This is a genomic window from Actinomadura nitritigenes (assembly GCF_017573545.1).
Classification (GTDB): Bacteria; Actinomycetota; Actinomycetes; order Streptosporangiales; family Streptosporangiaceae; genus Spirillospora; species Spirillospora nitritigenes.
This window is the reverse complement of record NZ_JAGEOK010000027.1, coordinates 19443-32810: the sequence shown is the minus strand read 5'-3', so window position 1 is coordinate 32810 and position 13368 is coordinate 19443. Positions and strand designations below refer to the sequence as shown.

Sequence of the window (13368 nt, the reverse complement as noted above, 5' to 3'; positions counted from 1 at the left end):
TCCTCGGCGCCGGGCCGCAGACGGCCGCGGGTCACTCGTTCCCGGCGGCGGGGAGGAGGGCGACGACCTCCCAGCCGCCCTCCGGGCGGGGGCCGGCGCGGAGGCGGCCGCCGAGCGCGTTCACCCGCTCGGTCAGCCCGGCCAGCCCGAACCCCGAGGACGGCAGCCGCCGGCCCCGGCCCTGCCCGTCGTCGCGGACGCTCACCTCGACCGACCCGCCGGCCGCCCGCGCGACCGCGACCCGGACGGACGCGGCGTCCGCGGCGTGCTTGCGGACGTTGGTCAGCGACTCCTGCACCACCCGGTGCACCGAGGCGGCGACCTCGGGCGGCAGCGGGCCGAGGTCGGGCGCGAGCGCGAGGGTGGCGGGCGGGTCGGCGAACCCGGCGACCAGGTCGCGGAGCCGGCCGAGGTCGCCGACCGGGCGGGTCGCCGCCGCACCCGCCGCGCCGCCCGCCGCGCCGCTCGCCGTCCTGCCCGCCGCCCCGAACGCCTCGCCGTCGGCCGCGCCGGTGTGCTGCGCGTCCCGCAGCAGCCCGACCATCTGCCGCATCGACGTCAGCGCCTCGGTGCCCGCCTTCTCGATCCCGGCGAACATGGTGTCGAGCCGCTCGGGCGACTGCGCGGCGCCCGACTGCGCCGCGAACCGCGCGGCCTGCGCCTGGACGACGATGCCGGTCACGTGGTGGGCGACGAAGTCGTGCAGGTCGCGGGCCAGTTCCAGCCGCTCGTCGCGGCGCGCCGCCGCGAGCGACCGGGCCCGGCGGGCGTCGATCGCGCGCAGGTAGAGCCCGACGCCGAGGGCGACCGCGACCGTGATGCCGAGCGGCGCCGTGAACACCAGCGCGGCGACCGGCGACCAGCGCAGCGGGACGGCCAGCACCGCCGCGCCGAGCAGCACCGCGAGCGGCACGAGCCGGTCCCGCGGCGCCTTCCAGACCGCCCGGGCGATGACGATGAGCAGCCCGCCGATCTCGGCGGCCACGCCGGGGTTGCTGTGGTGCAGGTCGGCGGCGGTGCTGATGTAGAGGGTGCCGAGCAGGGACAGCGCGCCCGCGCCGAACGCCGCGCGGATCCGCCACCGGCCCGGGGCGAGGACCGCCGCGTTGGCCACCGCGGCGAAGACGATCAGCCAGATCTGCGGCCGCTCGTGGTGGACCGCGATGAGCCCGGCCAGCAGGTACAGCGAGGCGAAGCCGCCGTACGCGATGCGCATGAGGCACCCGCCCACCGAGTGGACGCGGTCGAGCCCCGTTCCCGTATCGCTCACGATTATGCAGATTACGACCCGGAGCGGACCCCGGGATCGGCCGTTCGGCCGATGGGCGGCCGCCGGGGACCGGACCTGTGCCCGATGTACGCGCGCCCCCGCCGCGCGCACGCTGGAGCCATGGAACTGATCTACACCCCCCTCATCGTCGTGTTCGCCGTCTTCGTGATCTACGGCGGGCTGGTGATCCCCGTCCGGGAGATCGTCGAGTCGGTCCGGGACCGGCGCTCCCGCGGCCCGTCGGACCACGCCGAGCCCGGACCGGGCACTGGGCCCGGCGCGGGGACCGGCGCGGGGACCGGCTCGGCGTCCGGCGAGGTCATCGAGCTGCGGTCGGCCGGGGAGCGGCGGAGGGCCGCGGCGTGAGCGAGCCCCGTCCCCTCGCCGGGCCGGAGCCGGTCCTGACGGGCCGCGGCCTGGCCAAGCGGTTCGGCGCCGCCGTCGCGCTGGACGGCGTCGACCTCGCGATCGGCCGCGCCGAGGCAGTCGCGATCATGGGGCCGAGCGGGTCCGGCAAGTCCACCCGCTGCACTGCCTCGCCGGGATCATGCGACCGGACGCGGGAGAGGTGCACCTGCTCGGGCAGCGCATCGACGCGCTCGGCGAGCGCCGCCGCAGCGCGCTGCGGCGCACCCGGTTCGGGTTCGTGTTCCAGTTCGGGCAGCTGCTCCCCGAACTGCCCGCCGAGGAGAACGTCGCGCTCCCGCTCATGCTGAACGGCACGCCGCGCCGCGAGGCCGTCACGGCCGCCCGGACCTGGTTCGGCCCGCTCGGGCTCGCCGGGCTGGAGGGCCGGAGGCCGGGCGAGCTGTCCGGCGGGCAGGCGCAGCGGGTCGCGATCGCCCGCGCGCTGGCGCCGCGCCCGGCGGTCGTCTTCGCCGACGAGCCGACCGGCGCCCTCGACCAGGCCACCGGCCACGAGACGATGCGGCTGCTGACCGAGGCGACCCGGCACAACGACGCGTCGCTGGTCGTGGTGACGCACGACCCGTCCGTGGCGCGCTGGTGCGACCGGACGGTGCACGTCCGCGACGGCCGCGTCCGGCAGCCGGTCCCCGGGGCGGCGTGATGCGCGGCACGCTGGACCTGACCTGGCGGTTGCTGCGCGGCGGGGGCCGCCGCAACCTGCTCGGCTCGGGGCTCACCCTCGCCGCGGTGGCCGTCTCGACGGGCCTGCTGCTGTTCGCGGTGACGGCCAACCTCGCGTTCGCGCAGCGGACCCGCGCCGACGCCTGGCGGCACCCCGGCAAGGCGGCCGCGGCCCCCGTGATGATCGAGGCGCTCGCGACCGACCACGTCCGCGGCAAGCCGATCACCGTCGTGGACCTGGCGGCGCTGAAGCCGGACGCGCCCGCCCCGCCCGGCATGCCGCGCTTCCCGAGGCCGGGGGAGACGTGGACCTCGCCCGCGCTCGCCCGGCTGATGAAGGACCTGCCGTCCGACCAGCTCGCCGGCCGCTTCCCGGCCCGCGCCGGGACCCTCGGACGGGCCGCGCTCGTCCATCCCGGGGAGCTCGTCGCCGTGGTCGGCCACGCCCCCGGCGACCCCGCGATGACGGCGCCCCGCGACGGCCTCTCCGGCATGGAGGGCACCGCCGCGCCCACCCGGATCGCCCGCTACTCCACCGGCGCCACCGCGTTCTCCGGCGCCTACCAGGCGCTCGTCGCGATCGCGTCGGTGCTGATGGTCGTCCCGCTGCTGGTGTTCGGCGGCGCCGCCGCCCGGCTGACCGTCGCGCGCCGCGACCGGAGGCTCGCCGCGCTGCGGCTGGTCGGCGCCACCCCCGGGCAGGTCGTCGCGATCACCACCGCGGAGGCCGTGGTCACCGCGGCGGCGGGCGCGCTGGCCGGGACCGCCCTGTACGCGGCGGCGATCCCGGCGCTCACCCGCATCACCATCGCGGGCGGCGGCTGGTATGCCTCCGACCTGTGGCCGGGCCTCCCCGTCGCCGGGGCGGTGCTCGCGGCGGTGCCCGTCCTCGTCGGCGCCAGCGCGGTCGCCGGGCTGCGCCGCGTCGTGGTGAGCCCGCTCGGCGTCGCCCGGCGCGAGACGCCGCCCGCGATGCGCGCCGTCCGGTTGCTGGTGCTCGGCGCCGTCGTGGTCGCGTTCGGCGCGACGAGCGGCGGGCTGACCGGCCTCGGGCGGCTCGGGCTGGTGATCATGCTGGCGTTCCTCGTGCTGGCGTTCCTCGCGATCAATCTCGCCGGGCCGTGGGTGGTCGCGCTGATCGGCCGGATCACGGTCGGCCTCGCGCGGAGCCCGGCACGGCTGCTGGCCGGGCGCCGGCTGATGGACGACCCGCGCTCCGCCTGGCGGACGGTCGCCGGCGTCGCGCTGACCGGGTTCGTCGCCGGGTTCCTCGCCCTGCTCAGCGGGGCGGCCACTGGGACGGGGGACTCCGGCGAACTGCGGCTGAGCGTCCCGCCCGGGCGCGCCGCCGCCGTCGCCGAGCAGGTCAGGGGCAGGCTGGACGGGATCGACGCGGGCGTCGCGGTGCGGCCGCCCGTCGCCGGGAGCCCGGTGGAGGGCGCCGCCGTCGTGGCGATCACCGTGCGCGGCGGTGCGGGCGCCGTCGACCGGGCTCGTACGGCGCTCACCGCGGCCGTCCCCGGCCACGTGGCCACCACCCCGGCCGACGAGGACCGGAGCGAGGCGCAGCTGTTCGCCGACCTGCGGACGGGGGCGCTCACCGTGCTGGCCGTGTCGTTCCTCATCGCGATCACCAGCGCGGGCATCACCGGCGCCTCGGCCGTGCTGGACCGGCGGCAGGCCTACGCGATGCTGCGCCTCGCGGGCACCCCGCTGCGGGTGCTGGACCGGGCGCGGCGGCAGGAGACGCTCATCCCGCTCGTCGTGATGGGCGGCGGCTCGCTGGCGACCGGGCTGTTCTTCGCCTCGCCGTTCGCGATCGGGTTCGGCGCGTCCGGGGCGGTGACGCTCGCCGCGTTCGTGGCGCTGGGGTTCGGCGGGATCGCCGGCGCGAGCGCGCTGAGCCGGCCGCTGCTCCGCTCGGTCACCACCGACCCCGCGCCCGCCCCCGACTAGCCGAATATCTGTTCGAGAAATGTCCGAGGGGGGCTCTAGGTTGGGATGTGACTTAGGGGACAACCTGGGGCGATTGGGAACAGGCGCCGAACCGAGTGGCTTGTGCCTACGTACCTAGGGGTATGTGACAACCGGTGGCCGCCGCACAGGCGCGGGGCCGCCGGGTCAAGGAAGGGGTGTCGACAGTGAGCGAAGCGACCGGCACATTCCATCTCACCCACCCGCGGCTGGACGGGCCCGCCGAGCGGACCGTCGTGCAGCCGTGGCTCACCGAACTCACCCACGCGACGCTGAACGCCTACGCCGAGGTTCCGCCGGCGCTGGCCATGATCGAACCGCTGCCCGCCCCGGCGCCCGTCCCGGCGGTCCCCGCCGCGCGGCGCGTCGCCGCCCGGCGCATCGCCCTGGCCGCATGACGAGCAACGCGACCTGGCGAGCAACCCGGCCTGGCGAGCAAGGTCGCATGACGGGGAAGGCGGCCTGACGGCGGCCGCCTGACGAACCGGCTCCGGAAGGGGGCCGAGGCATCGCGCCTCGGCCCCCTTCCGCATGTCCGCACGCCGACACTGTCTCATTATACGAGATTCAGTTCTCAAATTCTGAGAAGTCGGCGTAGGGTACGGACATCGACAGAGAGGTGATCCCGATGTCCGCGAACGCGACCTACACCCACGGCCACCACGCGAACGTGCTGAGCGCGCACCAGTGGCGCACCGTCGAGAACTCCGCCGCGTACCTGGTCCCGCACCTGCGTGCCGGGCTCTCGGTGCTGGACGTCGGCTGCGGTCCGGGCACCATCACCGCCGGGATGGCCGAGCTGGTCGCGCCCGGACGCGTCGCCGCCACCGACGCCGCCGAGGTCGTCCTGGCCGAGGCCCGCCGCAACGCCGAGGCCAAGGGCGTGACCAACGTCGAGTTCGCCGTCGCCGACGTCCACGCCCTGGACTTCCCCGACGACACCTTCGACGTCGTCCACGCCCACCAGGTCCTGCAGCACATCGCCGACCCCGTCCGGGCGCTGGCCGAGATGCGCCGGGTCGCCAAGCCCGGGGGGATCGTCGCCGCCCGCGAGGCCGACTTCGGCACCATGATCTGGTACCCGGAACCCGAGGCCATGGCCCCCTGGCGGCACATCTACTACAAGGTGGCCCGCGGCAACGGCGGCGAGCCGGAGGGCGGGCGGCGGCTGGTCTCCTGGGCGCGGCGGGCCGGGTTCACCGACGTCACCGCGTCCGCGTCGGCCTGGTGCTATGCCACCCCGGAGGAGCGCGAGTGGTGGAGCGAGTCATGGGGAGGCCGGATGCGGGACTCGTCCGTCGCGGACAAGGCCGTCGCCGCCGGCCACGCCACCCGCGAGGAACTGCAGCGCGTCTACGAGGGCTGGAAGGAGTGGGCCGCCGCCGAGGACGGCTGGTACTCCGTCACGCACGGCGAGATCCTCTGCCGCGCCTGATCCGCGTCCGGGACGCGGCGGCGGGGGCGGCCGCGTCCCGGTCAGGACCGCCCGTCGAGGAACTCCTCGGCCAGCCTCCGGGCGAAACGGGCGTCGGTGCCCGGGATCGAGAAGACGACCCGGAAGTACAGCGGCGCCACCACCCGGTCGATGATCTCCTCGACCGGCGGCGGGTCGGCCTCACCGCCCGCGCGGGCCGCGGCGACGACCGCCTCCAGGTCGCCGTTGACCTGCCGGAGGCATTCCCGCAGGCCCGCCTTGCGCTCGTCGAGGTCGTCCGCGACCTCCGCGCGGAAGAACGCGATGCCGCCGGGGCGCGACAGATGCGCCAGGTCCCACTCGGCGTACGCCGCGAGGTCGGCGCGCAGGTCGCCGGTCGGCGGCGGAGGCGCGTCGGCGTCCAACTCCTTGGCGGCCACATCGGCCAGCAGCGCGGGCACGGTGCCCCAGCGTCGGTAGACCGTCGTCGGGTTGACGCCCGCGCGCGACGCGACCAGGGGGATCGTGACCCGGTCGGCGCCGCGCTCGCAGATCAGCTCGGTGACCGCGCGGTGCACCGCGTCCCGGACGCGGGCGCTGCGCCCGCCGGGCCGCGCCGCCGCGGAACGGGTGGCGGTGCTCATGGGGCCAGGTTAACGCAATAATCTTTGCTTTAGTGTCCGGAGGGGAGTACGGTCTCTTAAAGCCAATATCTTTGCTTTAGGAGTTCGCCGTGACCACCGCCCTCCCGGCCGCCGAACCCGCCGCGCGCCCGCGGACCCGCCGGCTGCCCCGCGCCGCCGCTTTCTGGACCCTCGCCGCCACCCTCCTCGCCTTCATGGCCGCGGCCGCCGCGCCGTCCCCCCTCTACGTCGTCTACCAGGCCGAATGGAAGTTCTCGGCGACCACGCTGACCGTCGTCTTCGCCGTCTACGCTCTCGCGCTGCTGGCCGCGCTCGTCACCGTCGGCGCCCTCTCCGACCACATCGGGCGCCGTCCCGTGCTCGCCGCCGCGCTGGTCGCCCAGGTCGCCGCCATGCTGATGTTCGTCGCCGCGGACGGTGTCGGCTGGCTCGTCGCCGCCCGCATCCTGCAGGGCCTCGCGACCGGCACCGCCACCGGCGCGATCAGCGCGGGCCTCGTCGACCTGCAGCCCCCGCACGACCAGCGCCTCGCCTCCCTCGTCAACAGCGCCACCCCGGGCATCGGCCTCGGCGCCGGCGCCCTCGGCTCCGGCCTGCTCGTCCAGTACGCGCCCGCGCCGACCACCCTCGTCTACTGGCTGCTCGCCGCGCTGTGCGCCCTCGCCGCCGCCGCCATGCTGCTCATGCCGGAGACGTCCGCCCGCCGTCCCGGCGCGCTCGCCTCGCTGCGCCCGCAGGTCAGCGTCCCCCGCGGCGCCCGCGGCACGTTCCTGCTGATCGTCCCCAGCCTGATCGCCACCTGGGGCGTCGTCGGCCTCTACATGTCGCTCGGCCCCTCGCTCGCCGCCGGCGTCCTCGGGGTCCGCAGCCACCTCGTCGGTGGACTCGTCGTCTTCGCGCTGATGGTCGCGAGCGCCACCGCCGTCATCGCGACCGGCGCCCGCCGCCCCCGCCCCATGATGATCGGCGGCTCCGTCGTCCTCGCGGCCGGCCTCGCCCTCACCCTCACCGCGCTCGCCGCCGCGTCCACACCGCTGTTCTTCACCGCCACCGTGATCTCCGGCTTCGGCTTCGGGGCCGCGTTCCTCGGCGCCTTCCGCATCGCCGCGTCCCTCGCCGAACCGGCCCGCCGGGCGGCCCTCTTCGCGACCGTCTACACCCTCAGCTACCTCGCGTTCAGCCTGCCCGCGATCGCCGCCGGCATCGCCACCACGCACATCGGCCTGCGCGACACCGCCGACATCTACGGCGGCGCCGTGATCGTCCTGGCCCTCCTCGCCGCCGCCGGCCTCCTCCTCAACCGCTCCACCACCGAGAACCGCCCGCAGAGTTGATCACGCTGCCCCGCCCTGGTCGGCCGACGTCAGCATCATCCGGCGGATCGTGCTTTGCTCACCGCGTCCGGGATCTCCCGCCAGAACGGCCCGAGATGCCGCCCGGAGAAGCGAACAGGACGGTCCGCCCCCCGTGACCCCAACCCACGAACCGGTCCCGCCCACCACAGGACGGGACCGGACCCGCATCAGTCGAAGAGGCCGTCCGCAACGTCCATGTCGACCGCGCGGTCGAGCCAGCGCTCAAGCTGTTCGATGTCGTCGCAACCGGCGATCCGGTCGCGCGTCTCGTCCGTGACGACGACCCCCCGCCTGTCCAGAACTCGCAACACCACCTTGGCCATGCCCTGGCGGTATCCCTCGGCGATGTGCTTCTTGGCGAAGTCCGACTGCCACTCGTAGTTCTTGATGTCCATGGTCTCTTCCCCGAGGCCGATGCGCTCAGCAGAGCGAGCCGGGCGCGGAGCTTCGATGGCGTTCGGAGGTGGCCGCCCCCGCTCGGCAGCGGGGGCGGCCGGGACATCAGTCGAAGAGCTGCTCGGCGCGGTCGATGACGAGTGCTCGGTCGCCCCAGCGTTCGAGCTGGTCGGTGTCGGTGCAGCTCGTGATGCGCTCGCGGACTTCGTCGGGGACGGTGATGCCGCGGTTCTTGAGGATGCGGAGCAGGAACCTGGCCTCGCCGATCGCCTCTCCCTCGGCCCGCCCTTCAGCTCGTCCCTCGGCCCGTCCTTCAGCGAGTCCTTCGGCTATGTGCTTCTTGGCGAAGTCTGACTGCCACTCGTAGCCGGCGGTCTTCACAGTGTCCTCCAGGAGCTTGCGTGCAGCGTCGGAGAGCAGCGTCCTCAGGTAGTCATGGTACAGAGGGCCGGTGTCTCCGGTGAGCGTGTCGATGGCCGCCGCGACGGCGCTGACCACGTCTTTTGCGTGCGGGCCGTCGGCGTGCGCTGGGGCGCTGAGGACGGCGAGCTCGGGCATGCGGGCGGCTTCGTCGGGGTCGGTGATCGGGGGGAGCATGCCGGGGTGGACGGTCAGGGGTTCGAGCACCCAGTTGGGATGCCCCATGTCGATGGGGGCGGCGCATCTGCGGGCGCTGTTCTCGTCCGGGCAGAGGACGAGCAGCGTCGCTCCGCATTTGTGGCGTAGCCGGAGCAGCGCGATGTAGGCGGGCCAGCTGTACTGCTTGCCGCCGTCGAACCGCTGCTGCGACTCGACGATGACGCCGTGGGCGCGCTTGTCCCGGGTGTCGAACAGGACGGTGGCGTCGCACCGTAGTTCGGCCGGGTTCAGATCCGCGAAGGACTCGGACGTGATGCTGGGTTCGCCGAGGATGTCCAGGCCGAAGACGGTCCGCAGGATGGTGGGGACGAGCTCGGGCCGGTTGCGGACCATCTCCAGCGGGAGCTCGTGTGCACTTGTTGGCATGCACGCCAAACTAAGGGTAATCGAACGGTCACGCGATGTTCATGGTCTCGAATGGTCATTCGAGACCATGAACACCGCGGCGGATGATCAGAACGGGCCGGTCAGGTCGCCCAGCTTGTCGGTCAGCTGCAGATTGTGGGAGTAGTCCACCGGGACGGTGATGACGGACACGGTGTCCTCGGCGAGGGCCTTGCGGAGGGTGGGGAGGAGCTCGGCGGCGGATTCCACCCGGTAGCCGCGGGCGCCGAAGCTCTCGGCGTACTTCACGAAGTCGGGGTTGCCGAACTTGATGTGGGAGCTGGTGCCCATGTCGAGGTCCATCTTCCACTCGATCAGGCCGTAGGCGGAGTCGTCCCAGATCAGGACGGTGATCGGGATGTTCTCGCGGACGGCGGTCTCCAGCTCCTGGGAGTTCATCAGGAACGCGCCGTCGCCGGTGGCGGCGAGGACCCTGCGGTCGGGGTGGGCGAGCTTGGCGGCGATGGCGCCGGGGACCGAGAAGCCCATGGACGACAGGCCGTTGGAGACGAGGAGCGTGTTCGGCTCGTACGTCGGGTACATGCGGGCCATCCACATCTTCACCGCGCCGGTGTCGGCGAGGACGATGTCGGCGCGGCCCATGGCGGCGCGGACGTCGGCGACGATGCGGCGGGGGGAGAGAGGGAAGCCGTCCTCGGCGGCACCCTCGGCGAGCTCGTCGCGCATCATCCGGCGGATCTTCTCGCCGGTGCCGTTGACGTCCCAGCGGCGGTGGACGCTGTCGGCGAGGGCGCGCAGGGAGCGGGAGATGTCGCCCTGGATGCCGACGGTGACGGGGTAGTGGTCGTCGACCTCGGCGGGCGACTGGTGAATGTGGATGATCTTCTTGTCGGCGTTCGGGTTGATCTTGACGGGGTCGAACTCCTGCAGCTCGTAGCCGACGGCGATGAGGACGTCCGCCTCGTCGAAGCCGAAGTTGACGTAGTCGTGGCGCATGAAGCCGACGGCGCCGAGGGCGTTGCGGTGGTCGTCGGGGAAGACGCCCTTGCCGTTGAAGGTGGTGGCGACGGGCAGGCCGAGGCGCTCGGAGAAGTGGATCAGCGCGTCGCTCGCGCGGTCGCGGGTGGCGCCGTGGCCGGCGAGGACGATCGGCTGCCGGGCGAGGGCGATCACGTCGGCGGCGCGGGCGATCTGCGACGGCGACGGCTCCTGCGGCCGGACGATGTTGACCGGCAGCGGCCTGAGCGCGTCCGAGACCTTCGCGGACTCGACGTCCTCGGGGATGGCGAGGTACACGGCGCCGGGCCGCTCGGTCTGCGCGGTCTTGAACGCCTTGCGGACCATCTCCGGCAGCGCCTCGGCGGTCGGGGCCAGCTCGGACCACTTGGTGATGGGACGGAACAGCGACACCAGGTCGACGATCTGGTGCGACTCCTTGTAGATGCGGTCGAGGCCGACCTGGGCGGAGATCGCGACGACGGGGGTGCTGTTGGTGGTGGCGTCGGCGACGCCGAGCTGCAGGTTGATCGCGCCCGGGCCGAGGGTGGCGGAGGCGACGCCGGCCTTGCCGGTGAGGCGGCCGTAGATCTCGGCCATGAACGCGGCGCCCTGCTCGTGGCGGACGAGGATGTAGCGGATCGGTGAGTCGTTCAGGGCGTGGACGAAGTGGATGTTCTCCTCGCCGGGTATGCCGAAGACGTATTCGACGCCCTCCGCCTCGAGGGTCCTCACGAGCAGCCGGGCGGCGTCTTCCTGCGTGGACATCGTGTGTCCCATCTCCAGTCTCTGATCTCCGGGTGCCTTCGGTGCAGCACCCGGTTCGCCGCCTCCATTCCATCGCGCCGTGTGTGATCGGTTACGGGCGCCCCACCCCGGAATGGGGAGGGGCGGCCCCGCCTGAACCGGACCTCTCGCTCAGCCGTCGACCATCTCCCTGATCGCGCGCAGCGTCGGCTCGTCCTTCACCCCGGCGATCAGCACGGTGCTGACCGGGCTGTCGCGCCAGAGCTGGAGCCGCTCCTTGATCCGGCCGATGGGGCCGAGCAGCGAGATCGAGTCGGCGAGGTCGTCGGGGACGGCCTTGATCGCCTCGGCGCGGCGCCCGTCGAGGAACAGCTCCTGGACGCGCTGGGCCTGCTCCGCGTAGCCGAGCCGGCCGATGAGGTCGAGGTGGAAGTTGCGGTCCTTGGCGCCCATCCCGCCGATGTAGAAGGCGAGGGGGATCTTGGCGAACTCCAGTGCGGACGCCAGGTCGTCGGTGACGATCGTGGTGACGGTCGCGGCGATCTCGAAGCCGTCGGGGCGGTTCGCCAGCGACGCGCCGAACACCGGCTCGATCTGCTCGGGGTCGACGAACAGCGGCAGCCAGCCCTGCGCCACCTCGGTGGACAGCGCGACGTTCTTGGGCCCCTCGGCGCCGAGGTAGACGGGGATCTCCGGGCGGACGGGGTGGACGATCGACTTGAGCGGCTTGCCGAGGCCGGCGCCGCCGGGGTACGGCAGCGGGTAGTGCGGGCCCTCGCTGGTGACCGGCTCCTCGCGCCGCCAGACCTGCCGGACGATGTCGAGGTACTCGCGGGTGCGGGCGAGCGGCTTGGGGAACGGCTGCCCGTACCAGCCCTCCACGACCTGCGGGCCGGACGCGCCGAGGCCGAGGATCACGCGCCCGCCGGACAGCGCGTCGAGGGTGAGCGCGTGCATCGCGGTGGCGGCGGGCGTGCGCGCCGACATCTGGACGACGGCGGTGCCGAGCTTGATCCGGGACGTGCGGGCGGCGTACCAGGCGAGCGGGGTGAACGCGTCGGAGCCGTAGGCCTCGGCGGTGAAGACCGAGTCGTATCCGCAGCGCTCGGCGGCCAGCACCGTCTCGGTCTGGTCCTCGGGGTCGCGCTGCCAGTAGCCGACGTTGATGCCGAGCTTGAGTTCCGCGGTCACGATGCCATCCTCCGGTCGCGGGGGCCGCGTCGCCGGGTCGGCGCCGCACGGGCGATACTAGAACACGTTCTACTTTCGAGGGAAGGGCGGGGTCACCGCGCCGGTCCCCGTTCCGGCCCCGGCACGGCGCGCGGGCACGGCGAAGGGCCGCGGCGACGTGCGCCGCGGCCCTCCGGGGTCGTGCTCAGACCTCCCGGATGGAGTCGAGGAGGGTCTGCCAGGCGTCCGGCGTCAGCACCAGGGCCGGTCCGCCGGGGTCCTTCGAATCGCGAACAGCGCGTAGATCGCTGGAGAGGGGGGCCACCTCGACGCACTGGTCGCCGCTCCCACTGCGGGAGGACTTGCGCCAGGTGGCTCCGTTGAGTTCGCGCTGCAGGTTGGTCACAGGCTGCTCCTTGCTGCCTCGGCTATGAGGTGCGCGGATTCCTCGGGGGACAGGGCGGCCGCCTCGATCCGATCGAAGCGGTCCCTATGTTTTGCTATTGCCTCGCTGCTCTCAAGGTAAACGTCGCCCATGGTCCCCTCTACGTAGGCGATATCGGGGTCTGCGGGGTCCGGATACGACAAAATGGTGAAACGTCCGTCAAGGCCCGCATGTCCCCCCTGTGCGAACGGGAGGACCTGAACGGTCACCGTTGGGCGGTTCACCGCCTCGACCAGGGACTCCAGCTGGGCGCGCATCACGTCGCGGCCGCCGATGGGCCGGAGCAGCACCGCCTGGTCGAAGATCACCTGGAGCCGGGGCGCGCTCTCGCGGTCGAGCAGCGCCTGGCGGATCTTGCGGGCCGCGATGCGGCGCTCGATGTCCTCCTGCGCGGGCAGCAGCCGGCCCGCCGTGATGACCGCGCGGGAGTACTCCTCGGTCTGCAGCAGGCCGTGGATGAGCTGCGGGTCCCAGGTGCGGATGTGCGACGCCTCGTCCTCCAGCGCGACGTAGCTGCCCGCGAAGACGTCCTGGTAGGCGGTCCACCAGCCGCGCTGCCCCGCCTGCCTGGCCAGCGTGATCAGCGCGTCGCGGTCGGGGCTCGGCACGCCGTACAGGTCGAGGATGTCGGCGATGTCGCCGGGCCGCGGCCGGGTCTGGCTGGTCTCCAGGCGGGAGACGGTGGCCCTGGACCAGTCGAGCCGGTCCGCGACCTCCTGCAGGGTGAGTCCCTGCTCCTCGCGCAGCTTGCGGAGCTCCCGCGCCAGACGGCGGCCACGAACGGTGGGGCGGTAGGTCATGGGAGCGAAGTCTCGCTGCTCTCGGGCCGCGCCACAACGCGATTGGCGAACCCGGCACGAAGGGCAGGGCAATTCCATCAAGGC

General features: G+C 73.4%; 14 protein-coding genes. 6 read left to right on the top strand and 8 right to left on the bottom strand.

Annotated elements, in window-relative coordinates; translation table 11 throughout:
- Nucleotides 1-31: 31 nt before the first annotated feature.
- On the bottom strand, nucleotides 32-1270 hold the full coding sequence (locus J4557_RS34520) for a sensor histidine kinase (protein WP_307800376.1): 1239 nt from the start codon (nucleotides 1268-1270) through the stop codon (nucleotides 32-34).
- 120 nt (nucleotides 1271-1390) lie between these two features.
- Between J4557_RS34520 and J4557_RS34515 the strand changes: the two genes are divergently transcribed.
- From J4557_RS34515 to J4557_RS34495, 5 genes are all read left to right on the top strand, one after another.
- The gene (locus J4557_RS34515; protein ID WP_208270977.1) at nucleotides 1391-1636 is read left to right on the top strand and encodes a hypothetical protein; all 246 of its coding nucleotides are present in this window, start codon (nucleotides 1391-1393) and stop codon (nucleotides 1634-1636) included.
- A 181-nt stretch (nucleotides 1637-1817) separates the two neighbouring features.
- On the top strand, nucleotides 1818-2339 hold the full coding sequence (locus tag J4557_RS34510; RefSeq protein ID WP_425544048.1) for an ABC transporter ATP-binding protein: 522 nt from the start codon (nucleotides 1818-1820) through the stop codon (nucleotides 2337-2339).
- Nucleotides 2339-4315, top strand: a complete 1977-nt coding sequence (locus tag J4557_RS34505) for an FtsX-like permease family protein (RefSeq protein WP_208270976.1) — start codon at nucleotides 2339-2341, stop codon at nucleotides 4313-4315. The genes J4557_RS34510 and J4557_RS34505 overlap by 1 nt, the downstream gene beginning before the upstream one ends.
- Before the next feature lie 185 nt (nucleotides 4316-4500).
- Nucleotides 4501-4731: a hypothetical protein gene (locus J4557_RS34500; protein WP_208270975.1), complete on the top strand. Its 231-nt coding sequence runs from the start codon at nucleotides 4501-4503 to the stop codon at nucleotides 4729-4731.
- 230 nt (nucleotides 4732-4961) lie between these two features.
- The gene (locus J4557_RS34495; protein WP_208270974.1) at nucleotides 4962-5768 is read left to right on the top strand and encodes a methyltransferase domain-containing protein; all 807 of its coding nucleotides are present in this window, start codon (nucleotides 4962-4964) and stop codon (nucleotides 5766-5768) included.
- 41 nt (nucleotides 5769-5809) lie between these two features.
- On the opposite strand, the gene J4557_RS34490 is transcribed toward J4557_RS34495, so the two are convergent.
- Complete coding sequence (locus tag J4557_RS34490; RefSeq protein WP_208270973.1) at nucleotides 5810-6391, bottom strand: TetR/AcrR family transcriptional regulator; 582 nt, start codon at nucleotides 6389-6391, stop codon at nucleotides 5810-5812.
- 89 nt (nucleotides 6392-6480) lie between these two features.
- Here J4557_RS34490 and J4557_RS34485 point away from each other — a divergent pair, with 89 nt between their 5' ends.
- Entirely contained in the window at nucleotides 6481-7725 is a 1245-nt protein-coding gene (locus J4557_RS34485; RefSeq protein WP_208270972.1) for an MFS transporter, read from the top strand.
- Between the two features lie 188 nt (nucleotides 7726-7913).
- Here J4557_RS34485 and J4557_RS34480 read toward each other — a convergent pair whose 3' ends face one another.
- The 6 genes from J4557_RS34480 to J4557_RS34455 all read right to left on the bottom strand — a co-directional run bounded on the left by J4557_RS34480 (nucleotide 7914) and on the right by J4557_RS34455 (nucleotide 13284).
- Complete coding sequence (locus tag J4557_RS34480; protein WP_208270971.1) at nucleotides 7914-8141, bottom strand: hypothetical protein; 228 nt, start codon at nucleotides 8139-8141, stop codon at nucleotides 7914-7916.
- A 106-nt stretch (nucleotides 8142-8247) separates the two neighbouring features.
- On the bottom strand, nucleotides 8248-9147 hold the full coding sequence (locus tag J4557_RS34475) for an RpnC/YadD family protein (RefSeq protein WP_208270970.1): 900 nt from the start codon (nucleotides 9145-9147) through the stop codon (nucleotides 8248-8250).
- Between the two features lie 87 nt (nucleotides 9148-9234).
- Nucleotides 9235-10890: an acetolactate synthase large subunit gene (locus tag J4557_RS34470; RefSeq protein WP_208270969.1), complete on the bottom strand. Its 1656-nt coding sequence runs from the start codon at nucleotides 10888-10890 to the stop codon at nucleotides 9235-9237.
- 150 nt (nucleotides 10891-11040) lie between these two features.
- The gene (locus tag J4557_RS34465) at nucleotides 11041-12060 is read right to left on the bottom strand and encodes an LLM class F420-dependent oxidoreductase (protein WP_208270968.1); all 1020 of its coding nucleotides are present in this window, start codon (nucleotides 12058-12060) and stop codon (nucleotides 11041-11043) included.
- A 184-nt stretch (nucleotides 12061-12244) separates the two neighbouring features.
- Nucleotides 12245-12445 (bottom strand): DUF397 domain-containing protein, encoded by a 201-nt coding sequence (locus J4557_RS34460; protein WP_208270967.1) that lies wholly within the window; start codon nucleotides 12443-12445, stop codon nucleotides 12245-12247.
- Nucleotides 12442-13284 (bottom strand): helix-turn-helix domain-containing protein, encoded by an 843-nt coding sequence (locus J4557_RS34455; protein WP_208270966.1) that lies wholly within the window; start codon nucleotides 13282-13284, stop codon nucleotides 12442-12444. Before J4557_RS34455 ends, J4557_RS34460 begins: the two co-directional genes overlap by 4 nt.
- Nucleotides 13285-13368: the final 84 nt, after the last annotated feature.